23 protein-coding genes and 2 tRNA genes are annotated in these 22,698 nt (G+C 66.7%); 12 read left to right on the forward strand and 13 right to left on the reverse strand.

Annotated features, from left to right (window positions below):
• Positions 1 to 254 precede the first annotated feature (254 nt).
• The 7 genes from J0X25_RS33700 to J0X25_RS33730 all read left to right on the forward strand — a co-directional run bounded on the left by J0X25_RS33700 (position 255) and on the right by J0X25_RS33730 (position 4,645).
• Positions 255 to 581, forward strand: a complete 327-nt coding sequence (locus tag J0X25_RS33700) for a DUF5785 family protein (protein WP_207288258.1) — start codon at positions 255 to 257, stop codon at positions 579 to 581.
• Between the two features lie 152 nt (positions 582 to 733).
• Entirely contained in the window at positions 734 to 1,495 is a 762-nt protein-coding gene (locus J0X25_RS33705; protein WP_207288259.1) for a GTP cyclohydrolase III, read from the forward strand.
• Between the two features lie 115 nt (positions 1,496 to 1,610).
• Positions 1,611 to 2,225 (forward strand): CBS domain-containing protein, encoded by a 615-nt coding sequence (locus tag J0X25_RS33710; protein ID WP_207288260.1) that lies wholly within the window; start codon positions 1,611 to 1,613, stop codon positions 2,223 to 2,225.
• Positions 2,226 to 2,370: 145 nt separating this feature from the next.
• The gene (locus tag J0X25_RS33715; RefSeq protein ID WP_207288261.1) at positions 2,371 to 3,597 is read left to right on the forward strand and encodes a phosphoglycerate kinase; all 1,227 of its coding nucleotides are present in this window, start codon (positions 2,371 to 2,373) and stop codon (positions 3,595 to 3,597) included.
• Positions 3,563 to 4,084: a GNAT family N-acetyltransferase gene (locus J0X25_RS33720; RefSeq protein WP_207288262.1), complete on the forward strand. Its 522-nt coding sequence runs from the start codon at positions 3,563 to 3,565 to the stop codon at positions 4,082 to 4,084. Before J0X25_RS33715 ends, J0X25_RS33720 begins: the two co-directional genes overlap by 35 nt.
• An 11-nt stretch (positions 4,085 to 4,095) precedes the next feature.
• A tRNA-Thr gene (locus tag J0X25_RS33725) sits at positions 4,096 to 4,169 on the forward strand.
• Between the two features lie 245 nt (positions 4,170 to 4,414).
• A complete protein-coding gene (locus J0X25_RS33730; RefSeq protein ID WP_207288263.1) occupies positions 4,415 to 4,645 on the forward strand; it encodes a hypothetical protein in 231 nt (76 codons plus the stop codon).
• Between the two features lie 332 nt (positions 4,646 to 4,977).
• Here the strand turns inward: J0X25_RS33730 and J0X25_RS33735 are convergent, their stop codons facing one another.
• Complete coding sequence (locus J0X25_RS33735) at positions 4,978 to 5,601, reverse strand: universal stress protein (protein WP_207288264.1); 624 nt, start codon at positions 5,599 to 5,601, stop codon at positions 4,978 to 4,980.
• Between the two features lie 193 nt (positions 5,602 to 5,794).
• On the opposite strand from J0X25_RS33735, the gene J0X25_RS33740 reads away from it, so the two are divergent.
• The 3 genes from J0X25_RS33740 (at position 5,795) to J0X25_RS33750 (ending at position 8,663) form a co-directional block, all read left to right on the forward strand.
• A complete protein-coding gene (locus J0X25_RS33740; protein WP_207288265.1) occupies positions 5,795 to 6,178 on the forward strand; it encodes a VOC family protein in 384 nt (127 codons plus the stop codon).
• A gap of 113 nt (positions 6,179 to 6,291) precedes the next feature.
• Positions 6,292 to 7,863, forward strand: a complete 1,572-nt coding sequence (locus J0X25_RS33745) for a long-chain-fatty-acid--CoA ligase (RefSeq protein WP_207288266.1) — start codon at positions 6,292 to 6,294, stop codon at positions 7,861 to 7,863.
• On the forward strand, positions 7,863 to 8,663 hold the full coding sequence (locus tag J0X25_RS33750) for an enoyl-CoA hydratase/isomerase family protein (protein WP_207288267.1): 801 nt from the start codon (positions 7,863 to 7,865) through the stop codon (positions 8,661 to 8,663). Before J0X25_RS33745 ends, J0X25_RS33750 begins: the two co-directional genes overlap by 1 nt.
• Before the next feature lie 571 nt (positions 8,664 to 9,234).
• On the opposite strand, the gene J0X25_RS33755 is transcribed toward J0X25_RS33750, so the two are convergent.
• Positions 9,235 to 9,900: an MBL fold metallo-hydrolase gene (locus J0X25_RS33755; protein WP_207288268.1), complete on the reverse strand. Its 666-nt coding sequence runs from the start codon at positions 9,898 to 9,900 to the stop codon at positions 9,235 to 9,237.
• A gap of 60 nt (positions 9,901 to 9,960) precedes the next feature.
• Positions 9,961 to 10,896 (reverse strand): alpha/beta hydrolase, encoded by a 936-nt coding sequence (locus tag J0X25_RS33760; RefSeq protein ID WP_207288269.1) that lies wholly within the window; start codon positions 10,894 to 10,896, stop codon positions 9,961 to 9,963.
• Between the two features lie 181 nt (positions 10,897 to 11,077).
• Between J0X25_RS33760 and J0X25_RS33765 the strand changes: the two genes are divergently transcribed.
• On the forward strand, positions 11,078 to 11,293 hold the full coding sequence (locus tag J0X25_RS33765) for a hypothetical protein (protein ID WP_207288270.1): 216 nt from the start codon (positions 11,078 to 11,080) through the stop codon (positions 11,291 to 11,293).
• Positions 11,294 to 11,603: 310 nt separating this feature from the next.
• Here the strand turns inward: J0X25_RS33765 and J0X25_RS33770 are convergent.
• Positions 11,604 to 11,677: transfer RNA gene (locus J0X25_RS33770), tRNA-Lys, on the reverse strand.
• Positions 11,678 to 11,849: 172 nt separating this feature from the next.
• Between J0X25_RS33770 and J0X25_RS33775 the strand changes: the two genes are divergently transcribed.
• Positions 11,850 to 13,301 carry a DHH family phosphoesterase gene (locus J0X25_RS33775; RefSeq protein WP_207288271.1) on the forward strand — a complete coding sequence of 484 codons (1,452 nt, stop codon included), beginning with the start codon at positions 11,850 to 11,852 and terminating at the stop codon, positions 13,299 to 13,301.
• 132 nt (positions 13,302 to 13,433) lie between these two features.
• Here the strand turns inward: J0X25_RS33775 and J0X25_RS33780 are convergent, their stop codons facing one another.
• The 9 genes from J0X25_RS33780 to J0X25_RS33820 all read right to left on the reverse strand — a co-directional run bounded on the left by J0X25_RS33780 (position 13,434) and on the right by J0X25_RS33820 (position 22,625).
• Positions 13,434 to 13,727, reverse strand: a complete 294-nt coding sequence (locus J0X25_RS33780) for a PRC-barrel domain-containing protein (RefSeq protein ID WP_207288272.1) — start codon at positions 13,725 to 13,727, stop codon at positions 13,434 to 13,436.
• Between the two features lie 162 nt (positions 13,728 to 13,889).
• Positions 13,890 to 15,086, reverse strand: coding sequence for a phosphotransacetylase family protein (locus tag J0X25_RS33785; RefSeq protein WP_207288273.1), 1,197 nt, complete (start codon positions 15,084 to 15,086; stop codon positions 13,890 to 13,892).
• Complete coding sequence (locus tag J0X25_RS33790) at positions 15,083 to 17,206, reverse strand: acetate--CoA ligase family protein (RefSeq protein WP_207288274.1); 2,124 nt, start codon at positions 17,204 to 17,206, stop codon at positions 15,083 to 15,085. The genes J0X25_RS33785 and J0X25_RS33790 overlap by 4 nt, the downstream gene beginning before the upstream one ends.
• Positions 17,207 to 17,293: 87 nt before the next feature.
• Entirely contained in the window at positions 17,294 to 18,307 is a 1,014-nt protein-coding gene (locus J0X25_RS33795; protein WP_207288275.1) for a metal ABC transporter permease, read from the reverse strand.
• Entirely contained in the window at positions 18,307 to 19,044 is a 738-nt protein-coding gene (locus tag J0X25_RS33800; RefSeq protein WP_207288276.1) for a metal ABC transporter ATP-binding protein, read from the reverse strand. Before J0X25_RS33800 ends, J0X25_RS33795 begins: the two co-directional genes overlap by 1 nt.
• On the reverse strand, positions 19,041 to 20,126 hold the full coding sequence (locus J0X25_RS33805) for a metal ABC transporter substrate-binding protein (RefSeq protein WP_207288277.1): 1,086 nt from the start codon (positions 20,124 to 20,126) through the stop codon (positions 19,041 to 19,043). Before J0X25_RS33805 ends, J0X25_RS33800 begins: the two co-directional genes overlap by 4 nt.
• A gap of 141 nt (positions 20,127 to 20,267) precedes the next feature.
• A complete protein-coding gene (locus J0X25_RS33810; protein ID WP_207288278.1) occupies positions 20,268 to 20,723 on the reverse strand; it encodes a YbaK/EbsC family protein in 456 nt (151 codons plus the stop codon).
• A 211-nt stretch (positions 20,724 to 20,934) separates the two neighbouring features.
• On the reverse strand, positions 20,935 to 21,357 hold the full coding sequence (locus J0X25_RS33815) for a DUF7988 family protein (protein WP_207288279.1): 423 nt from the start codon (positions 21,355 to 21,357) through the stop codon (positions 20,935 to 20,937).
• An 89-nt stretch (positions 21,358 to 21,446) separates the two neighbouring features.
• Complete coding sequence (locus J0X25_RS33820) at positions 21,447 to 22,625, reverse strand: YhjD/YihY/BrkB family envelope integrity protein (protein WP_207288280.1); 1,179 nt, start codon at positions 22,623 to 22,625, stop codon at positions 21,447 to 21,449.
• Positions 22,626 to 22,698 lie beyond the last annotated feature (73 nt).

Consider the following 22,698-nt stretch of genomic DNA (forward strand, 5'->3'; position numbering starts at 1 on the left):
ACACTCATTGTGGCGCATGTTGTCCATTGACACAGCCGCTCGAAGAGCGGCTACCGGACGGATTCGAGCCCGTCCGGAATCACTGAGTTACTCGATCCCACAGGGCCCTTCGGCCCTGTTAAACCGAGTTCAGAATCTGGTGTGAGAAATTATCTGCGCACGGTCAGAGACGGCTGCCGACCCGCTGTTGCATCCAATCGACCCGATCGCGGTAGAGAGTAACCCTTTTGCGGGACCCCCGCACACGTCGGAGTATGAGCAGCAACTGGCCGGTCGATCCGGACGGCGAGGAGGGCAGCGAGGGGATGCGCAAGTACGACATGCGGATCATCGCGGACAAGGTCGACGAGGGAGAGGACTTTCCGATGAACCGCGACGAGTTCGTCGCGGAGTATGGCGACTACCCGATCCGGATCAACCACGAGAAGGTCGTCGCGCTCAGCGAAATCTTCGAGTACGTCGAACCCGAGGAGTTCGAGACGATGGTCGACATGCACAAGGCCGTCGGCGCGGCGATGCGCGCCGGCGACTTCTGGGAGTACCACCCGCAGGGTGCCGATCCCGAGAACAAACACGCCTGAGACACGGACCCACGCTCGAGACACGGACCCACGCTCGAGACACGGACCCACGCTCGAGGCGCGACTCGAGTCCCGCAACCCGTTTCTCGCAGTGCATCACGAATCTGGATTACGTATCACTTATACGATGGCGTTCGAAAGGGTCACTCACCGTGACTAATACGCAGGTTACGCTCGTTCAGATCGACAACTACGGGCCGTGGACGGTGACGCCCGAGCCTCGTCGGGAAGCCGACCTCCAGACCATGCAGTCCCGGCTCTACGCCGACATCTCGCAGTTCGTCGGGAACCGCGACGGCTACACGTTCTTCACGCGATTCGACAACATGATCGCCGTCACGAACGGCGTCTCGATGGACGACCACGCGCTCCTCCAGGAGTCCGTCGGTAACCGGTATCCCGTGACGCTCAGCCTCGGCGTCGCGACCGGCACCTCGCCGGTGCAGGCGCTGGCCGACGCGACCACCCGCGTCCAGGAAGCCGGCAGCGCACAGGACAAGGATCGGCGGGAGTGTCTCGAGGGTCGGGTCGTCGAGGACCCGCACCGGAGCGACGACGACGTCCAGATCGCCCACTTCGACGTCATCGACGCGACCGGCAACTACACCGACGAACTGAACGCCTTCGACACGTTCATCGAGATCGAGCAGGGGTACGCCGAACTGATGCGCCACATGCGCTACGCCCACGACAGCCTCTCCTTCTTCGTCGGCGGCGACAACGTCATCGTCGTCTGTCCCGACCTCGAGGAGGCGGCCTACGAGGAGGCCATCCGCCACGTCGAGGAGGCCGTCGACGTCGAACTGCAGGTCGGCGTCGGCCGCGGGAAGAGCGCCCACGAGGCCGGCTTCGCCGCGAAACACGCCCTCGAGACCTGTCGCGCCGACGGGACCCGCGTCGAACTCGACTGGTAGCCGAGCCACGACCCGGCGGTACGGGCCTCGAGAACGCGAATCTCGAAACTTCGAGACGAACTCGCTTAAACGTAGCGGGGGTAGCTTTTAGCACGTGAGCGGCCATTGGTCGCACATGGAATCGGAACTGTCGGTCAGGGACGTCCTGACGACCGAATACGTCGGCGTCAGCGAGTCAGACACCGTTCGCGGCGCCGTCCAACTCATGCGCGAGGAGCGCGCGAGTTGCGTCCTCGTCGTCCGCGGGACGGAGCCGGTCGGGATCATGACCGAGTGGGACGTACTCGGCGTCGTCGCCGACGACCGAACGCCGGGCGAGACGACCGTCGGCGACGTGATGACCTCGCCCGTCATCTCGTTCGGGCCGGACCGGTCGCTCACCGACGCCGCCACCACGATGGCCCGCGAGAACATCCGCAACGTCGTGGTCGAGGACGAAGACGGCGTGCTGGGGCTCGTGACCCAGCGGGACGTCATCGCCGCCGCGGGCTCGTTCCAGGCGACCATGACCCCGACGCGCTCGAGCGACGTCGCCCTCGAGGGAAACCGACCGAACGACGATCGCGCCCCGCAGCCGACGAGCGCGTCTGACGAGGACGAATCGCGAATGATGGCCAACGGCGGCGACGAGTACACGACCCAGGGCGTTTGCGAGGCCTGTGGTTCGCTCGCGGACGCGCTGTGGGACGCCAACGGCCAGCTGGTCTGTGCTGACTGCCGAACGGTGTGACCGCCCCGCCCAGTTGTCGAACACTCTCTCCGCTCGCCGTCGGAAGTTCGAAACCGGATCAACACCAGTGCGCCGTGTCAACAGTCACCGACAGAGATCTCTCCGATAGAAAGACCTTTCGGGTGCCGCGGTGCACGCTTCGATAATGATCGAGACCCTCGACGACTTGGACGTCGAAGGGACCACCGTCGGCGTCCGCGTCGACGTCAACAGCCCCATCGGCGACGACGGTACCCTCGCCGACGACGCCCGACTGCGCGCCCACGTCGACACGCTCTCGGAACTGCTCGAGCGTGGCGGCCGGGTCGCCGTCCTCGCCCATCAGGGTCGCCCCGGCGGTGACGACTTCGTCTCCCTCGAGTCCCACGCCGAGCGCCTCTCGGAACTGCTCGGACACCCCGTCGACTACGTGGACGCGACGTTCGGCGCCACCGCCCGCGAATCCGTCAGGACCCTCGGGAACGGCGACTGCGTCGTTCTCGAGAACACGCGCTTCTACAGCGAGGAGTACATGGAGTTCGAACCCGATCGCGCCGCCGAGACCCACCTCGTGGAAGGGCTGGCGCCGGTGCTCGACGCTTACGTCAACGACGCCTTCGCCGCGGCCCACCGCTCTCAGCCCTCGCTGGTCGGCTTCCCCACCGTTCTACCCGGCTACGCCGGCCGCGTGATGGAGGCCGAACTCGACGTACTGGGGTCGATCGAGGAGACCCCCGAACCGCGCGTCTACGTCCTCGGCGGCGCGAAGGTTTCCGATTCGATCGACGTCGCCTGGTCGGTCCTCGAGAAGGGGCTGGCCGACCACGTTCTGACCGCCGGCGTCGTCGGCAACGTTTTCCTCATCGCCGACGGCGTCGATCTGGGCGACGCCAGTTCCGACTTCATCTACGATCAGGGCTACTGGGACGAGATCGACCGCGCGGCCGATCTGCTCGACGCCCACGGCGAGCACATCGCGCTCCCGCGGGACGTCGCGGTCGAGCGCGACGGCGACCGCCACGAACTCGGCGTCAACGCCCTCCCCCCCGAGAACGAGGAGGCCGCCATGGACATCGGCGAGTCGACGCTCGCCTACTACGAGCGCATTCTCGAGGACGCGGGCACGGTCATCCTCAACGGGCCGGCCGGCGTCTTCGAGGACGAGAACTTCGAGACGGGAACCCGCCGACTCTACGGGGCCGCGACCGACGTCGACACGAGCATCGTCGGCGGCGGCGACACCGCCTCCGCGCTCCGCCGACTCGGCGTCGAGGGCTTCTCCCACGTCAGCACCGGCGGCGGCGCCGCCCTCCGGATGCTCACCGCGGAACCGCTGCCCGCCGTGACGGCACTCGAGGATGGTCCAAAGCAACAACAGCCAGCCGACGATTGAACACGCCTCCTCGAGCGACATCGAGGCGGTCGCGGACCTGTGGGTCCAGTTGGCCCGCGATCAGCGCGCCTACGACTCCTACGTCCGGGCCGACGCCAACCGCGAGACGATGCGGGATACCCTCACGGCCCATCAGATCAACGAGAGTCTCCTCGTCGCCCGCGTCGACGGCGAGATCGTCGGCTTCGCGTCGTACTCCATCGAGCGCGGATCGCTCGAACTCGAGGCCACCCGGGGTCTCCTCTCGAACATCTACGTCGAACCCGCCTACCGCGACCGGGGCATCGGCGAGGCGCTGCTCGAGACCGTCGAGGAGGAACTGGCCGCCAACGGGGCGGAGGCCGCCGTCCTCGAGGTGATGGCCGAGAACGGAGCCGCGCGCCGATTCTACGAGCGACAGGGGTACGAGACCTACCGGATCGCGATGGAGCGGGACCTCGAGGACGAGCGATCAGAAAGCGATACACACTCAAAGGAGGACGGCTAACACGGACTCGCGCCAGGGGAGCATGGGTGGTTCATGCACTCGACTTGTAATCGAGACTCCCGGGGTTCAAATCCCCGCCCTGGCTTCCTTGTTGTGATTGAATCCGTGAGCGACGCCGAACAGCCGAGTTCTCGAGAGTGAACGAAGCGAACGATCGAGCGGGTGAGTGGGAAACCCGCTTCAGACGATTCGAATTGCCCGTTCCGGTTGCTTATTGAAGTCCGAACATATCAACCACGAATCCGGAGGGAGCGACACCTGATAGCCGTTTTGACCGGTTCGCTAACACGTGGCCATGAAGACTAATGAGCGATCATCGAAATCGGTGGTATGAAGAATCTCTATATCGCGATCTTTGCGGCGGAAGGGGTCGCCGCGGGAGTGCTCCTCTATTTAGGACTTCGAGAGGTGGTCCGCCATTATTTCGACGTCGCCGATCTGATACCGCAGTTTCCCTACGTGGGCGTCGTGGCGAATCTCGTCGGCCTCTGTGTCGTCCTCCCGGTGATCGTCTTCGTGACGGTCACGGCCGTGAAGGGCCTCGGACTGGACAAAGCGTGACGGCTGTCCCGATCTGCCGATGAACTGTTCTCCTCGCACGGATGATGGGATCGGAGTGTCATCGTTCGACTCGCCACTCGAGCCACGTTTCCCGGTAGACGGAGAGCGACGACTACGGGTGGAGTACGGACGGCTACGAAAATGCCAGCCGGTACCGGCTGACGGTGGAACGATTGATGATCGTCTGACGAGGGACTGTCTCAGAGTCTGAACCCCCTTCGTGGCAACGACTGGCGTTCGACCCCCGTCGTTCGAATGAACGTGCCTATGATTGATAGTTCTACTTCCAATGTGTGTTGGTAATCGACCACCGGGCCGGCTTCGAGTCGCCGTCACGCCTCGCGTCGCGCGATCCGCGCCTCTCCCGAGAGCGCGTCGACGTGGACGTGGACCGTTCCGCGGTCGCTCTCGAAGGGCACGATCCAGGAGGCGCTGGTCCGGTGGGGGTCCTCGAGGGCGGTGATCTCGTCGGGGTCGACGCCGTCCTCGCCGGCGAGCGCCTTTCGGGCGATCCGCTCGGCCTCGGCTGAGTCTTCGATCCTGATGTCGTCGGTCAGGCGGACCGTCACGACCGGCACGTCGGCCATGCGGACGATCCGCTCGGTGACGCTGCCGACCAGCACGCGATCGAGACCGGTCCGGCCCTGCGTTCCCATGACAATCATATCGACGCCGTGTTCCGCGGCGTACTCGAGGATTTTCTCGTGGGGAACGCCCTGTTCGACCGCCGTCTCGACGGGAACCCCCGCGCGTTCGGCCTCGGTCTCGATCCGCTCGACCGCGCGGTAGGCCGCCGGCGTCGCCGCGTCGTTCTGGAGCGTTCCGAAGGGGCCCTCCGGGACGACCGATAGGGCGTGGATCGTCGCGTCGAACCGCTCCGCGATCGTCACCCCGTGCGTGATCGACTGCCGGGTCCCGTCGCTCCCGTCCGTCGGAATGAGCACGTCCTGATACATGGATATCGGACGTAAGGAACACGAACGTATATAGCCTCGAGTCGCGGTTCGGGTGTCTCGAGTCGGCTACTGCGGACTCCATAGCGCTACTCCGTCTCGAAGCGAACTGGAACTCAAAGCGAATCGGGACTCGAAGCGAATTGGCGGGGCGATCGATGAAACCGCTTATGCCGCCAGTCCGGGATGCGAGCGTATGGACATCCAGCACGCCGCGATCCGAGTCTCGGACCTCGAGGCGACCAGGGAGTTCTACGAGGAGGGACTCGGCCTCGAGTACAGTCAGGATTTCCACACCGACGAAGGCGTCCACAACTACTACGTTACCGGCGACGAACTCGACACCGAACTGCAGTTCGTCCACGACCCCGATTCGGACGCTGGCGCGCCCGAGCCGACCGGGATCGTCCACCTCGCGCTCCGCGTCGACGACGTCGATGCGGCGGTAGAGCGGGTCGTCGATCGGACGGACTGTCCCGTCGTGCAGGAACCGACGACGATCGAACCGGCCGACGCTCGGGCAGCCTTCGTCGCGGATCCCGACGGGTACGAAATCGAACTCTTCCGGCCGCTCGAGTAGCGAAGCGCTCGTTCGAGCGGCTCGATCCCGCCACGAATCACAGCCGAAAACTGGCAGCCGTCGCCGTCTTTGATAATCTTTTTGAGGGTACGCGGCAAGGTATCGCACGGACTATGACAAATCTTGTCACTAACGTCGCGGAAGCCGTCGAGGAATACGGCGATAACACCGCGATCGGATATCAGGGCTCGGAGACGAGCTACGAGGAGTTCTGGGGGCAGACGGGTGCGTTCGCGGCCGCGCTCGAGGAGCGCGGACTGGGTACCGACGACCGGGTCGCCATCTATCTGCCGAACGTCCCGCCGTTCGTGATCGCCTTCCACGGGACGCTTCGCGCCGGTGGGGTCGTCGTGCCGATGAACCCGCAGTACAAGGCCCGCGAGATCGGGCACCTGCTCGGAGACAGCGAGGCCAAGGTCGTCGTCGCGCTGGCCGACCTCGTTCCCTTCGTCCGGGAGGTACAGGACGAGACGGACGTCGAGCACATCGTCAGCGTCGGCGGCGACGCCGAGGGCGCCACCGAGTTCGAGGAATTCCTCGAGCCGGGCGATCCCGACATCGTCGACCGCGAGGACGACGACGACGCCGTCCAGCCGTACACGTCCGGAACGACGGGACAGCCCAAGGGAGTTCAGCTCACCCACGGCAACCTCGCGTCGAACGCGAACGCGGCGTCGAAACTCATCCCCGACGGCATCCGGCCGGACGACAAGTCGCTGGGCGTCCTCCCGCTGTTCCACATCTACGGGATGACCGTCGTGATGAACGCGTCGCTGTTCCACGGCGGCGCCTACTACCCGATGGCCTCGTGGGACGCACAGGATGCCGTCTCGCTCATCGAGGACGAGGAGCTGACGATCATGCACGGCGTGCCGGCGATGTACAACGACGTCATCAACCAGCCGAACGCCGAGGAGTTCGACATGTCCTCGCTGCGCCTCTGTGGCGTCGGCGGTTCGGGCATCCCCGTCGAGGTCTTGCGCCAGTTCGAGGAGCTCTACGAGCCGAAGATCTACGAGGGGTACGGCCTGACCGAGACCAGCCCGATCACCCACTTCAACAGCCCGATCGAGGGCCGTCGCGTCGGCAGCGTGGGCAAGACCGTCCCCGGCGTCGACTCGAAGGTCGTCGACGAGGAGTTCAACGAGGTTTCCCCGGTCGAGGAGGGGCCGATCGACGAAGAGGAGGCCGACCTCCGGGAGATCACCGGCGAGATCGTCATCGCCGGGCCGAACGTGATGAAGGGCTACTACGGCCTGCCCGAGGCCAACGAGGAGGCCTTCACCGAGGAGGGCGGCCGGCGCTGGTTCCACACCGGCGACATCGGCTACCAGGACGAGGACGGCTTCTTCTACGTCGTCGACCGCGAGAAGCACATGATCGTCACCGGCGGCTACAACGTTTACCCGCGGGAGGTCGAGGAGTTGCTCTTCGAGCACGAGGACGTCGCCGACGCCGCCGTCGCCGGCATCCCCGACGAACGCCGCGGAGAGACCGTCAAGGCGTTCATCGTCCGGACGCCCGACGGCGACGTGACCGAGGAGGAGATCAAAGAGTACTGTCTGACCAACATGGCGGAGTACAAGCACCCGCGTGAGGTCGAGTTCGTCGAGGAACTCCCCCGCACGACGACCGGGAAGGTCCAGAAGTTCAAACTCCGAGAGGAAGAAGGGGGTGCCCAATAATGGCGCTCGGTGACGCGGTCCTCCTCGAGATCGAGGACGACGGCCCCGCGACCATCACGCTCAACCAGCCCGATCGCCGCAACGCCCTCTCCGCGGAGATCAGCGACGGCCTCCTCGAGGCCCTCGAGGAGATCAAAGACAGCGACGCCCGCTGCGTCGTCATCGAGGGCGCGGGCGGGTCGTTCTCCGCCGGCGGCGACATCCAGCGGATGACCGACGCCCTCGAGGAGGACGTTCCGGCCGACGAGCGGGTGCGCAGCCTCGAGCGCTCGACGAACGACATGATGACCACGCTGGTCGACTACCCGATCCCGACGATCGCGGCGATCGACGGGGCCGCCGTCGGGGCGGGCGCGAACCTCGCGATCGCCTGCGACGTGCAACTGGCCAGCGACCGGGCCGCCTTCGGCTTCGTCTTCCGGCAGGTCGGCCTGAGCGTCGACGCGGGGACCTCCTACCTGCTGCCCCGGATCGTCGGCGAGAACGTCGCCAAGGAACTCGTTCTGACCGGCGACATCTTCGGCGCCGACCGCGCGAAGGACCTCGGCCTGGTCAACCACGTCTACGGCGCCGAGGAGTTCGACGACCAGGTCGACGCGTTCGTCGAGAAGGTCGTCTCCGGACCGCCGATCGCTCTGCGACACGCCAACCGACTGGTCGGCGAAGGCCTCGAGAAGTCCCTCGACCAAGCCCTGACCGACGAGGCGGTCGCCCAGGGCATCGTCTTCGACACGGAAGATCACGCGGAGGGCGTCAACGCCTTCCTCGAGGACCGCGATCCCGAGTTCGAAGGGCGATAACGGCGTTCCTCGTTTTCGGTTTGTTCGTGCGTCCGGGACCGGTTTTCGTCGCGATCGATTCTGGGCTCGAGTGTTCTGCTCAACGTGGCAACGGGGAGTGGCCACGCCCTCCCCAGCCGATTCGCTCAGTCGCTCCGCTCCTTCGCTCATCCCTCGCGCGATTTCGTGCCGCGGCTCACCGCGGCACAGCACGCGCCACCGATCGATGGTTGGTCAGCCGGAGATAACCCGAGGATCGTCCGTCCACTCCACTTCGAACCGTGGGCCTGTCGTGGGGTGGCGCGCGCTGTCGATCGGGCGAGCGGAAGCGAAGACCGATCGACAATACTGCTCGAGGGACGAGTGAGCGACTGCAAGGAGCGAACGAGTCGGTTGGGGAGGGCGTGGCTTCTCCCAGCCGCCAGTATACGCAGAGCACGTCGGTGTTCGACTTCCCTACAACTCCCCTTCTCCTCCTCTCCGGATTTCCATTGAGCCATCCTCTCGAGAGTACGAACGTCCCGAGTCAGTATCGGATCCAGAGCCAACGCCGCTTCGAACCGACCGCCACGGCCGATCACTCGAGCGTTCTTTAGAACAACTCGACGCGGATCCCGTCGGCCTCGAGGTCCGTGGCGAACGCCTCGGCGTCGGTCTCGATCGGGTCGAAGGTGTCGTAGTGTTCGGGCAGCACGAGGTCCGCCTCGACGCTGCGGGCGAAGTCGGCGGCTTCGCGGCGATCCATCGTGAAGTGGCCGCCGATCGGCGGCACGAAGACGTCCGCGGTGATCGACTCGTGGTGCTCGAGGAAGTCCGTATCCGAGGCCATGAAGACGGTGGTCCCGTCGAGCGTCAGCAGGAGGCCGATCACCTCGCCCTCGGCGTGGAACGGCTCGCCGTCCTCGTCGACGTGCTCGCCGTCGGGGTCGTTGTAGGCGGGCACCGACCGGACGTCGATCCCCTCGACGGTCGTCTCGCCCTTGTGGGGAAGATCGATCACGTCGGACGCGAGGTCGCTCGTGTCGATGTCCTCGTAGGCGGCGACGGTGACGTCCGGCCCCGCGACCGCCTCGATCGCCTCCGGATCGTAGTGATCGAAGTCGTCGTGCGTGACGAGGACGACGTCGCCGTCGCCCGGTTCCCCCTCGAGTTGCTCGCCCCACGGGTCGACGTAGATAACGAGGCCCTCGGGGGTCTCGATACGCTTGCTCGCGTGGCCGAGTCGCTCGAACGTGATCCCCTCGTAGGTGGCGGACATGGTCGTCTCGAGCGTACGTCGCGTTCGGTCTTATAGGTCGGCGGCTCCTTCGCCCTCGAGTCAGCCGTCCTCGAGCGCGTCGGCGAGATCGCCGGCGACGGTCGCGATCGCGTCGTGGGCGCGGTCGACGTCGCGGAGCGTCAGGAAGCCGTGAGGCATGGCCTCGTAGTTCTCGTAGCGCGTGGGGACGCCGTCGCGGACGAGCTGTTCGGCGTAGGCCTTCCCGCCGTCCCGTAGCGGGTCGAAACCGGCGGTGACGACCGTCGCCGGAGCGACGCCGGAGACGTCGCAGGCGTTCGTCGGGTCGGCGTAGGGGTTGCGCTCGTCGATCTCGCTCTCGTAGTAGCACTCCCGGAACCACGCCATATCGTCCTCCGCGAGGACGATGCCGGCGTGCTCTCTGACCGACGGCTGGTCGGCTTCGATGCCGACGCTCGGATAGACGAGCGCCTGATAGTCGATCTCCGGACCGCCGTGCTCGGCGGCCATGAGCGCGACGACGGCGGCAAGCGCCCCGCCGGCGGAGTCGCCCGCGACCGCGATCGTCCCGTTCCCGGCGATCGCTTCGGGGTTCGCGGCCGCCCACTCGACGGCCGCGGAGGCGTCCTCGACCGCCGCGGGGAAGGGGTCTTCAGGGGCGAGTCGGTAGTCGACGGACAGGACCGCGCAGCCGCTCTCTCGAGTCAGGTGCCGGCAGAGCCAGTCGTGGGTCTCGATACTCCCCAGGACGTACCCGCCCCCGTGGAAGAAGACGACCGTGGGGTACGGCCCCTTCGCGTCGGGGAGGTAGAGCCGAACGTCGAGGTCGCCCGCCGGACCGGGGATCGTCCGGTCGATCGTCCGCCCGACGCTCGGGCCGTTTCGGTTCCGCAGTCGCATCACCGGGCGAGTGAGGAGCCGGAAGAGCTTCAGCCCGTAGCGGTTGTGCGGCATCGGAATCCGCTGCTGGCGCTCGAGCGCGTCCTTGGCCTGCGGATCGATCCTGTCAGCCTCCATAGCGGACCGTCCGGCGAACTGAACTAAGCTGTTCCGGTCCGGTATCGGCTCCGACGAGGCTGTCTCGAGGCGGGCCCGGTAGCGTGGCCGCCTGTGAGACGCTACCAATGACTCAGCGTAACTTTCTCACCATATGAAATGACACGTAGTACCTATATTTGAACCAATAGTTCGGACAGACATGCTTGGTGGAACCAACGCATCGCTCGAGGCGCTGGGTGCACAGGCAGCGATCCTGGGGGCGTCGCTCGTCCAACTCGTCGTCGGCTGCGCAGTCCTCGTCGGTTCGGTCTACACGCTCACGCGCGTCGTCGAGAGCGGCGACGAGACGCCCGACGATACCGATGCTCGTGAGGGGGATATCGACCTCGAGGCGCTGGATCCGTCCGCGCTGTAGACGCAGTAACCGGCCCTCCAAGCAGTCTGTTCGTGAGTGTGGCTCAGCGTCGTGGCGGAGAACGCGGGCCGGGCGCGATTTGAACTACGCCCAGAAATGCTCGCTTCGCTGCGCCTTTCTGGTCTACTTCAAATCCCGCCGGTTCCGATGCTCGCCGCTCGCGGAGTTGCTCGCGGCGAGAAGCGGGCCGGGCGCGATTTGAACACACGGTCGATCGCTTCCTCGCTCACTCCGTTCGCGAGACTGCGCTCTCCCTGCGTTCAAATCCCGCTAGCCGCTTCGCTCCTCGCGTAATTGCTCGGAGCAGAAGCGGGCCGGGCGCGATTTGAACACGCGACCGTCTGATTAAGAGTCAGACGCTCTGCCGGACTGAGCTACCGGCCCTGTACCTGCGAGTTTTCGTCGGTTGGTGAAATACGTTTCCCTTGGCACCCGTTGTGGCAACGCCGGGCACACGTCCGCCAACGAACACCACACGATCCCGCCAGACGGCGGCGTCTTCGCCCAATAACAATCTTCGGGAGCGTTAAGTGTGGCCGCTCCGACCACACGTGTAATGAGCACGGGGGTTACGATCTCGTCGATCTCTGACTACGCGATCCTCGGCTGTGGGAGCGTCGGCTACGCCGTCGCGGAGGAACTCGTCGAACAGGGGAAGGACGTCCTCATCATCGACCGCGACGAGAGCCGCGTCGAGTCGCTCCGGGATCAGGACTTGGACGCCCGGACCGCCGACATCCGCGAACCCGAGGCCGCGGACCTCGTCGCCGACCGCGACGTCGTCCTCATCCTCGCCTCGGACGTCGAGTCGAACAAGCGCGCGGTCGAGCACATCCGCGAGATCGACGACACCCAGTTCGTCGTGGCCCGCGCGAGCGACCCCGTCTCCGGGGACGAACTCGAGGAACTGGGCGCCGATATCGTCATCAACCCCTCCTCGGTGATCGCCGAGTCCGCGCTCCGAGCGCTCGAGTCGGGCGAACTCGAGTACAACGCGGGCAAACTCGCCCGACTCCTCGAGGAGACCCAGGAGCGGTTGGCGATCATCACGCAGGACAGCCCGGATCCGGACTCGATCGCCAGCGCGGCGGCGCTGCAGGCGATCGCCGAGCACCTCGGCATCGAGTCCGACATCATCTATCTGGGCGACGTCGGCCACCAGGAGAACCGCGCGTTCGTCAACCTGCTGGGGATCGATCTGGTCCAGTGGGACGAGATCGAGGACTACTCCGTCTACGACACCGTCACGTTGGTCGATCACGCGACGAGGGGGGAGATGGACCTGCCCGTCGACATCATCATCGACCATCACGAACCCGAGGAGGAGGTCGAACCCGAGTTCGTCGACATCCGGCCCAACATGTCCTCGACGTCGACGATCATGACCAAGTACATCCAGGAGTTCGACATGAACGTCTCCGAGGAGGTCGCCACCGCCCTTCTCTACGGGATCCGCGCCGAGACCCTGGATTTCAAACGCGACACCACCCCCGCCGACCTCACCGCCGCGGCCTACCTCTACCCGTTCGCGAACCACGACACCTTGGAGCAGGTCGAGTCGCCGTCGATGTCCCCCGAGACCTTAGACGTCCTCGCGGAGGCCATCACCAACCGCGACGTCCAGGGGAGCCACCTCGTCTCCAACGCGGGCTTCGTCCGCGACCGCGAGGCACTCACGCAGGCCGCCAGCCACCTGCTGAACCTCGAGGGCGTCACCACGACCGCCGTCTTCGGCATCGCCGACGAGACCATCTTCCTCGCCGGCCGCTCGAAGGACATCCGGATCAACATCGGCAAGGTGCTCGAGGACGCCTACGGCGAGATGGGCGAGACGGCGGGCCACTCGACGCAGGCCAGCGCGGAGATCCCGCTGGGCATCTTCACCGGGATCGAAATCTCCGACGACACCCGCGACACCTTGCTCGATCTCACCGAGGAGGCGGTCAAGCGCACGCTGTTCGACGCGATGGGCGTCGAGGGCAGCAACGAAGGGTCGAACGGAAACTGAACCCGTCGCGTCGCTCCGGGCGTATTCTGGACGGAAAGAGTCTGAGAGTGAGAGTACGGAACTGCAGTTGCGAGCCACTCGACGAGTAACCGCCGGCCGAGAACCGCAGCGACGGACTCGGAGACTCGAGAGTTACGCGACGAGCTGTTCTTCTTCCTCGTCGGGCTGGCGGACCCGCTCAACGACGTCGTTGATCAGGATTACGTCGCCGACCGCGCGGACCCAGCGGTAGGGAACGATGACGCCCTGCCCGCTGCGGGCGGCGTCGGCGAGCAGTTCGGTGTTCAGGTCGCCGAGTGCGAGTCCGGTGACGGCCTGGCCGTCGACGTCCAGTCGCAGGTCTTCGACTTCGCCGACGAAGACGCCGTTGTTCGAGTAGACCTCACGTCCGACGAGGGAGGTAATTTCTTGCGGAGTGTCGTCCATGTCCGACCTCATGTGCGGTGGACTCTTAACTTTTGGTCAGACGTCACAGTCGGCGGGAGTGATACCAGTGGAACCGGTACCCGGCCCCACCGTTCGCGGGCGCCGGCGACCTGACAGCAGCGGGCCCGACACCAGTCCGCAGATCCGAAACGACCCCGTCGCTCACCCGCTCGAGCCCAGAATCGAATCGACGGCGGCGTGATCGGTCAGCAGTTCCGCCATGCGCTCGACCGTCTCGGCGTCGCGCGTTCGGCCGCTCCGGACGATGTCCTCGGCGCGTTCGACGGTCGTCAGCGTGTCCGTCTGCACCGAGAGGATCGGCATCCCCCGCTTCGCCGCCTGTCCGGTGACCGCCCCCGACGGTCGGTGGCCGCCGGTCAGGATGAGACAGCGCACGCCGGGCGCCTCGAGCGCGGCGGTGTGGATCTCGGCGCGGTCGCCGCCGGTGATCACGGCGGCGTCTTTCGTCCGCCGGAAGTGCCGCAGGGCGCTGTCGGCGCCCATCGCGCCGACGGAGAACCGCTCGACGTACTCGTCGGCGCCGTCCTCGACGAGCATCGACGCGCCGAGTTCGTCGGCGAGTTCGCGAACCGTCACGCCCGAGAGCGTCCGCTCGCTGGGGAGCACGCCGAAGACCGGGATCCCCCGTCCTTCGAGGAACGGAACGACGTCGGTCTCGAGGGGATCGTAGGCCGCGTCGGCGACGTCGTTGAAAACGACGCCGGCGAGGCGGTCGCCGAACGCGTCGGCCGCGGCGAGCACCGCGTCGACGTCGGCCGGGATCTCGTAGGGGGCGACGAGGACGACGCGCGCGTCGAACAGGTCGGCGACGTCGACGTCGGTCAGGTCGACGATGCCGCCGACGTCGTAGCGGCCGCCGCCCTCGACGAACAGGCGGTCGCGGCCCTCGGCGAGCGTCTCGGCGGCCTCGACCACCCGCTCGCGCACCTCCGCGGGGTCCTCGCGGCCGCGGATCGCCTGTTCGACGAACGTCGGCGAGTAGACCACCGGCTCGAGGTCGTGCATCTCGGCCTCGAGGTCGAGCAGTTCGCGGGCCAGCAGCGGGTCCTCGTCGAGGGTCTTCCCGACGTTGCTCTGCAGGCGGGTCCCTTTCGGTTTCATGTAGCCGACTCTGTCGCCCTCTTCGGCCGCGAGGCTGGCCAGCGCCATCGCGATCGCCGTCTTGCCGGTGCTCTCCTCGAGGGAACTGACGAGAACGACGTCGGCGTCGATCTCAGCGGTGGTGGTTCCGTCGGTTGGTTGGTCGTCAGTCGGCCGGTCGTCAGTCGACTGGCTGTCGACCGGCTGGCTGTCTGCGTCGGTGTCGGTATCGGTGTCCGTGGGATCAGTGTCGCTCATAGTTCCTCCGTGTCGTCCGTCGGCTCGAGTGCGTCCGTATCGACGGTGAGCCTGAGGTCGATCGCCTGTACGCCGTCGGGGCCGGCCACGAGCGGGTTGACGTCGAGTTCGAGAATCGCCGGGAACTCCGTCACGAGCTGGGAGAGCCGCTGGATCGTCTCGACGACGCCCTCGACGTCAGCCGGCTCGCGCCCGCGGGCGCCGCGCAACAGCGGCGCCGCCTGGATCTCGTCGACCATCTCGCGGGCCTCTCCCTCGCCGATCGGGGCGACGCGGACCGACGTGTCCTCAAGAATTTCGACGAAGATGCCGCCGAGGCCGAACAGGAGCAGCGGGCCGAACTGCGGATCGCGGTTCATCCCGACGATCGTCTCGGTTGCGCGCTCGAGGTCGAGCAGTTCCTGGACCTGCACGCCGAGGATCGTCGCGTCCGGCTGGTAGTTGCGCGCGCGAGCGACGAGGTCCTCGTAGGCGTCGTAGACCTCCTCGTCGGGGACGCCGACCTTGACGCCGCCGATGTCCGATTTATGCGAGATGTCGGGGCTGACGATCTTCATCACGACGTCACCCGCGATCGATTCGGCGACCTCTCGTGCTCGGCCCGGATCGTCGACGATCTCGCCCTGCGGCGTCGGGATTCCGTAGGCATCGAGCAGGTCCATGGACTCGACGCCGAGCCGGTTGTCGTCGCTGCGGTCTGCCCGGGCCAGGATCTCGCGGGCGCGCTCGCGGTCGACGTCGAACCGCTCGGGTTCGTCGATCGTGCGCTCGCGGATGTCGCGGAACCGCGCCAGCGCGTCCAGTCCCGAAACCGCTCTGGAGGGATCGAAGTAGTTCGGAATCCCCGACTCGCGCAGCGTCTCCTCGGCGTCGCGGGCCCGCTTGCCGCCCATGAGACAGGTGACGACCGGGGTGTCGTGGGCCTCGAGTTCGTCGATCACCCGCTCGGCCAGTTCGTCGTAGGAGAGGACGGCCGTCGGCGCCGCGACGACGACCGCGCTGCCCACGTTGGGGTCCTCGAGCGCGATCTCGAGGGCCTCGCCGAATCGATCCACGTCCGCGTCGCCGATCGCGTCGATCGGGTTGTAGACGTTGGCCTCGTCGGGCATCGCTTCAGCGAGTCGGGCGATCGTCTCGTCGGTAAAATTCGCCATCTCGAGGGTCGAATCGCCGACGGCGTCGGTCGTCAGCACGCCGGGGCCACCGGCGTTGGTCACGACGGCGACGCCGTCCGATTCCGGCTCCGGCAGGCCGGCGAGGGCCCGCGCGTAGTCGAACAGTTCCTGCACCGAGCGAGCGCGGAGAACGCCGGCCTGCTCGAGGCCCGCCTCGTAGGCGCGCTCGCTGCCGGCGATGGCGCCGGTGTGCGAGGAGGCCGCCTGCGCGCCCGCGTCGGTCCGCCCGGACTTGACGAGGACGATCGGCGTGTCGTCGGTCACCTCGCGGGCGGCCTCGAGGAAGCCCTGGCCGTCGGCGACGTCCTCGAGATAGCCGATGACGACGTCGGTGTTCGGATCGTCGCCCCACTCGCGGACGAAGTCGGTCTCGTCGAGGACGGTCTTGTTCCCCAGCGAGACGACGTCCTGAAAGCCGATCCCCTGCTCGTTGGCCCAGTCGAGGACGGCCGTGATGAACGCGCCCGACTGGCTCATGAAGGAGATCGAGCCCTCGAGTGCGTTCTCGGGGCCGAACGTGGCGTTCATGCCCGTCGGCGTGGACATGACCCCGAGGCTGTTCGGGCCGACGACGTTGAGGTCGTACTCGTCGGCGACCTCGCGCAACTGCCGCTCGCGCTCGGCGCCCTCGCCGCCGGTCTCGGAGAAGCCGGCGGTGATGACGACGACGTCTCGCGTCCCGGCCTCGCCGAGTTCGCGCAGCGAGTCGATGACGATATCGGGCGGTACGACGAGCACCGCCAGATCGATCGGCGGCGCACTCGACACGTCGGGATAGCACTCGAGCCCGAGCACCTCGTCGCGGCCGGGGTTGATCGGCACGACCTCGCCGTCGAACCCGTCCAGGAGGTTCTCCGTGATCGCGCGGCCGACGGCGCCCTCGCGGTCGGTCGCCCCGACCACGGCGACGGTCTCGGGATCGAAGAGTTCGGCTAACCGTCCCATCGCTCGAGGGTTTGCCGAGGGGCGTGTTAAGGGTGTGGCATGTTCCCGCTGCGTGGCGAGTCCGATCGGCCAGCGGCGGGACTACAGTCAGTGCGTCGAAATCGCCGCCGTCGACCGACTCGAGGCGAGGATCGCGAGCAGGTAACAGGCGATCGCCACGACGACGATCGAGCCGCCGGTGGGAAGCCCGCCGGAGATCGACAGCGCGAAGCCGCCGAGGATCGAGAGCTGGCCGAAGAGGATCGAGCAGAACAGCGTCTCGCGGAAGCTGTGGGCGATCTGGGTGGCGGCCGCGACCGGGACGACGAGCATCGCGGCGACGAGGATGACGCCGAGGATCTGCATCGCACCGACGACGACGACGGCCGTCATGACGATCAACAGGGTGTTGTACCAGGTGACGTTGAGCCGCGCGACGCGGGCGGCCTGCTCGTCGAACGTGATGAACAGGAGCTGTTTGTACGTCGCGACGACGACGGCGACGACGAGGACGCTGAGCACGGCCACCAGCCGCGCGCCGCCGGGGGTGACCACGGAGATGCTCCCGAAGAGGTAGTCCTCGACGTTGATCCCGGTCATGCCGCGGCCGTAGCTGATGATGAGCGTCCCGACGGCGAAGCTGCCGGTCAGCATGATCGCGATCGGCACGTCGCCGTAGGTGTCCGTGTGTTCGGCGAGCCACTGGACGCCCAGCGCGCCGCAGATGCCGACGACCAGCGCCGCGAGCAGCAGCGAGACGCCCAGATCCGTCGTGGCGCTGAACAGCAGGCCGATCGCGACGCCGGCGAACGCGGTGTGGGCCAGCGTCTCGCCGATCAGCGCCATCTCGCGGTGGACGAGGTAGGTCCCGACCAGCGGCGCGACGATCCCGATCAGGACCCCCGTCGCGAGCGAGCGCCACATGAACGGATGTCTGAAGACGTTCGTCCCGAAGACGCGGTCCGCGATTCGACCGGCGATACGGAACTGCTCGTACAGCGCGCCCGCGACGGGATACGCCTGCAGGTAGTCGAGGGCGAGAAACGCGATCATCACGACCGCGAGCAGTCCCGTCGCGGTGATGCCCCCGAGTTCCAGGCGGCGTCTCGTCTCGCGGTGCATCAGTGGTGGTGGTGGACGACCTGTCCCGTCGCCCCGTAGGCCTCGGTGAGCGCGTCGCTCTCGACGAACGACTCCGTGTCACCGTGGTGGTACAGTTCCGTGTTGATACAGGCGATCCGGTTCGCGCGATCCGTGACGACGCCGATGTCGTGCTCGATCAGGATGATCGTGATCTCGTCGTCGTTGAGCGACTCGAGCAACTGGTAGAAGGCGTCTCGCGATTCGGCGTCGACGCCGACGGTCGGTTCGTCGAGCGCGAGCAGGTCGGCCTCGGAGGCCAGCGCCCGCGCGATGTAGGCGCGCTGTCGCTGGCCGCCCGAGAGCTGGTTGACCTGCCGATCGGCCAGTTCGTCGATGCCGACCGTCTCGAGGGCGTCGGCGACGATCTCGCGGTCGTCCTCGCGGATCCGCCCGTGGCCGACGTGGGCGAATCGACCCATGGTCACGGCCTCGCGGACGGTGACCGGCATCGTCCCCCCGCGGCTGGTCGCCTGCTGGGAGACGTAGCCGATCCGCTCGCCGTCGTCGAAGGCGTCGACCGGTTCGTCGAAGAGTTCGATCCGGCCGCTGTCGGGCTCGAGCAGGCCGAGCATGAGGTGTAGCAGCGTCGTCTTGCCCGAGCCGTTGGGACCGATCAGCCCCAGAAAGTCGCCCTCCTCGACGGTCAGCGAGACGTCGCGGACCGCGGGTTGGTCGTCGTAGGCGAAAGTCACGTGGTCGAGATCGACGACGGTCACTGTGCGTCTAGTGCATTTCTGAACGCGGGGATGTTTATTGCTTCCATTTGCTCCCGGTAGCCCCAGTCCTTCTCCGCCCACGAGGCGAGGGTGCCCGACGCGGTCGCGAGGGGCATCGCGTTCGTCGCGTCGCTTCCGTCGAGGATCGTCGCGACCTCGTCCGGGTACTCCCCTCCGGGGGCGTCGAAGGCGTCGTAGAGGATCGTATCGATCCCCTCGTCGTCGATGTACGTGATCGTCTCCGAGATGGCGTTCTGGCTCATGCCCTCGTTGGGTGAGACGCCGACCGGCGTGTGGAGTTCGAACCCGTAGCGCTCCTCGAGGTAGGTGAAGGAGTCGTGGCTGACGAGGACGGCGGTGTCGCGGTCGGCCTCGTCGACCAGTTGCTCGAACTGGGCGTCGATTTCCTCGAGGACGCCCGCGTACTCGTCGGCGCGGTCCCGGAACGTCGACTCCTCGTCGGGATGGGCCTCGGCGAGTCCGTCGACGATATTCGCGACGATGTCCTGGGCGAGGACGGGATCGAGCCAGGCGTGGGGGTCGACCCCGGTGCGGTCGTGATCGTGGCCCTGTTCGTCCTCGTGGTTGTGGTCCTCCTGACCGTCCTCGTGATCGTGATCGCCGCCCTCGTCGCCGTGATCATGACCACCGCTCTCGTCCTCGCCCCCGTGGTCGTGACCGCCGCCCTCGTGATCCCACTCGAGCAACTGATCGTCGAGGCCCGCGAAGCCGTCGACGACGACCACGTCGTTGTAATCCGCCTCGAGGGTCGTCGCGATGTCCTGTGCCCAGCCGAACTCGGGCGTGTCGAGGTAGACGAAGAGGCCGGCGTCGGCGACGTCGCGAGTGAGGTCGCCGCGGGGGTTCCAGCCGTGGCCGGATTCCCCCGTGCCCACCGGGTTTTCGACGTCGATGACGTCGCCGCTGATCTGGTCCGCCCAGTCGTACAGAGCGAAGAGCGCGGCGTACCCCGAGTCGTACTCGCGCTCGGCGAGGCCGACGTCGTCGAGGCAGCCGGCGAAGGTCGTCGCCGCGAGGAGGCCCGCCCCGCTTCCCAGCAGGGACCGTCGTGTCCGGTTCATATCCGAACGTACGCCCACTCGGATAAAAGAGTTGTTATCTGACTCCACCTAGTTAATAACTCGTGGCAGCTATAGGGCGGGTCGCTAGTAACTCCGGCCGAACTGAGCCCCGTGGCGGCCCCAAGCGACGTGCGAAGCGGCTCACTCGGCGACGGCCGCCGGCTCACCGTCGGCGTACCGTCGCAGTTCGTCCGGGTCGATCGGGAAGACCGCTTCCGGGGTTCCCGCGGCCGCCCAGACGGTCCCGAACTCGAGGAGCGTCTCGTCGACGATGACCGGGACGGGCCGGTCGTGACAGAACGGTGGGACGCCACCGATCGACCAGCCGAGTTCGTCCGTGATCCGGCCCGCGTCGGCCATCGACACGGCGTCGGCCGGCGCCTCGAAGGCCCGTCCGAGCGCGCCCTCGTCGACCCGATTGGCGCCGCTGGTTACCGAGACGGCGAGCGAGCCGTCGACGTCGAAGACGAGCGAACTGGCGATCTGTGCGACGTCGCAGCCGACCGCGTCGGCCGCGTCCGCCGCCGTCTTCGTTCCCTCCGGGAACTCCTCGACGGCGGGATCGAATCCGTACGCCTCACGGTTCGCTCCGCTCACCGTTCGGTTTCCGCGGTTCTCACTCGCTTCGCTCGCTCGCGGCGCTGCCGCTCCCAGTTCGCGGTTCTCGGCCCGTCGGGCCTCCGAACCGCGCTCGTTCCGAACCGCGCTACTCGCGAGCGCGTTCTGCGAACGCCGTTGCGCGCGGATGCATCGCTCGACCGTTGCCGCGGCAGCGACAAAAGGATTCACTGAGCGAGATCCCGAGCGCTCACTCGAGCGAGATTCCGAGTTCGACGCCGTTACCACGCCGGTAGGCCGGCGGCTTACCGGGTTCCGCGTCTCGGACGATATCGAACACGTCGAACCGAAGGACGAGCCGTCCGGGATCGATCGTCGCCCGCAGGACGGGGCCGCGGCTCGTGACGACCACGTACGGCGGGGCGGCCACCGGTTCGACCGGCAACTCGTGGCCCGTCGCGGCGACGACGTCGGACAGCACAAGCGGCAATCGCTCGAGGAGCCCGGTCTCCGCGAACGTCGCGCGAAGGCCGTCGGCGACCGCGTCGGGATCGGTGGTCCGGGCGGTGTCCCAGGGCTCGGCGACCCGATCGGCACAGCGATCGATTTCCTCGAGGACCCCGACGTGTTCGGCCCGGATCCGACGACGCGCGTCTCGTACCGGATACGACACGAGTGTGAGTGGCGGCGGGAATCACTAAGTTGTCTCGACTCTCCTTTCGAACGGAGTATGCCGCCGGCTCGGTCGACGGCTGTCAGGCGCTACTTCCGGCGCTCGACGGTGCCGACGTTCAGGGTCTCGACGTGACGCAGCCCCGTTCGGATCGCGCGTCGCCACGCCGGATCGTGCGCTCGCCGCTCGTCGAGTTCGCGTCGCAGGCGTTCGTTCTCCGCCTCGAGTTCGTCGACGGTCGCCTCGAGGCTCGTCGCGGTCGCCTCGAGATCGTCGACCCGATCCTCGAGTCGGTAGCGGCGCTCGCGCTGCGCCGTCAGGTCGTTTCGCAACTGGTCGCGTTCCCGCTCGAGGGTCTCGGCGCGGTCGGCGAGGCGCTCGTGCTCGCGTGCCGCGTCGTCGACGAACTGGTCGCGGTCCGTCGCCGCGATGGAATCGTCTGCGAGGGCGCTTTCGTCGTCCGCCGCCTCGTCCGCACCGGGCTCGAGGTAGCCCGTCCCGATCGCGTTGACGACGGCGCCGAACAGCAGGATCATCCCGCCGAAGTAGAGCCACGTCAACAGGAGAAGGATGGCTCCGAGGGGACCCGCCGACTCCGAACTCGAGGCGAAGGAGACGTACACCCGGAACAGCGTCTGGAGCAGCGTCCAGCCGACGGCCGCGACGACGACGCCGGGGATCACCTGTCGCTTCGAGGAGTCGACGTCGGGGAAGTAGTAGTACATCGGGAAGAACGCGATCGCGAGGACGACGAACAGCAGGATCGATTGCGCGACGCCGAGGAACGGAATGTCGGGCAGGAACGCGACGATCGCGGTCGCGGCGGCTGCGAAGATCAGGGCGGCGCCGATGACGCCGAAGACGATCAGCGCGTCGTGAATCTGGTCGAGAAACGAGTTCTCGTCGGACGTGCCGTAGATCTCCGAAAACGCCGTGTCCAGTCCCCGGAAGATCTTCAGCGACCCCCACAGGAGCACGACGAGTCCGACGATCGTCGATCCGGCCGACGCCGGCGAGTCCGTGATCGCGTTCTCGACCAGTAGCTGGCCGCTATCGGGGAGGAACCCTTCCGTCGTGGTCGAGACCTGTTCGGCGAACGCCTCGTCACCCACGAACGTGACGAGGAAGAATACGAGGACGAGCAACGGCAACAGCGAGATGAACGCCTGGTAGGCGATGCTCGCCGCCATGAACGGCACGTTCTTCTCCTTGATACCGGCGACGACCGCCTTTCCAAAAGAGAGGCCGTCGCGAAGGTCGCTAGACATAGGAGAGGAAGCGTTCTGGAGGCCGTTAGGCCGTCGGCTTGCAGCAACCGTGTCGGTTTCCGTTCGGCGTCGC

Origin of the sequence: Haloterrigena alkaliphila (genome assembly GCF_017352155.2) — an archaeon.
Classification (GTDB): domain Archaea; phylum Halobacteriota; class Halobacteria; order Halobacteriales; family Natrialbaceae; genus Haloterrigena; species Haloterrigena alkaliphila.